The sequence below is a fragment of the Azospirillum brasilense genome, from assembly GCF_008365405.1.
Classification (GTDB): domain Bacteria; phylum Pseudomonadota; class Alphaproteobacteria; order Azospirillales; family Azospirillaceae; genus Azospirillum; species Azospirillum brasilense_D.
The window spans coordinates 1-768 of the sequence record NZ_QOKV01000082.1 but is presented as its reverse complement, the minus strand read 5'-3'; the positions used below and the strand labels follow the sequence as shown (position 1 = coordinate 768).

Annotated in this window: 2 tRNA genes and 2 rRNA genes; all 4 read right to left on the bottom strand. The window is 61.2% G+C overall.

The features are described 5' to 3' along the window. Positions 1–125 (bottom strand): 23S ribosomal RNA (locus DS837_RS31880); the annotation flags it as partial. Between the two features lie 272 nt (positions 126–397). Next, positions 398–473 (bottom strand) — tRNA-Ala (locus DS837_RS31875). 46 nt (positions 474–519) lie between these two features. Further along, positions 520–596, bottom strand: a tRNA-Ile gene (locus DS837_RS31870). Positions 597–712: 116 nt separating this feature from the next. Then, a 16S ribosomal RNA gene (locus DS837_RS31865) occupies positions 713–768 on the bottom strand; the annotation flags it as partial.

The following is a 768-nucleotide window of genomic DNA, read 5'->3' as shown; positions in this document are numbered from 1 at the left end:
GCCCCATTCGGAAATCCACGGATCAAAGCCTGCTCGCGGCTCCCCATGGCTTATCGCAACGTGCTGCGTCCTTCATCGCCTCTCAGTGCCAAGGCATCCACCAGATGCCCTTCAGACGCTTGATCCTCTACTCAGCGGTTGCGCCACGCGCAGGGGCAAGCCCAGACGCACGCACAACGCCGCAAGATGCATTGACCATCGAACCAACCCTTCTTCAGAGCCGGCCCGAGGTCCGTCCTCGGTCACTTAACAATCGTCTTCACACTGTCCATGATCCCGCTCCAGTCCCCTCAGCGATGAGGAGCCCGAAGCTCACGTTTCCGTGTTGCGTTTCCTTCTGACGGATCCCAGGGAGACCACCATCGCCTCGACACCAGCCCCTCGAAAGCGAGGGTTCTGGTGGAGGCAGACGGGATCGAACCGACGACCTCCTGCTTGCAAAGCAGGCGCTCTCCCAACTGAGCTATGCCCCCGTTTGGCGTCAAGCGCGCTTCCCAACTTGATGGGTGGCCTGATGGGTGGTGGGCCAGGGAGGATTTGAACCTCCGACCTCACGCTTATCAAGCGCGCGCTCTAACCAACTGAGCTACTAGCCCCTCGCTGCCCAAGCTCATCACTTGGGTGGCAACGATGAGATCCGTGAGAAGGGATGCGCCGGCGGCGGCTTCTTGGTCGGCGCGCGGCCCGATCGGACGGGCCGGCTTTTCCTTAGAAAGGAGGTGATCCAGCCGCAGGTTCCCCTACGGCTACCTTGTTACGACTTCACCC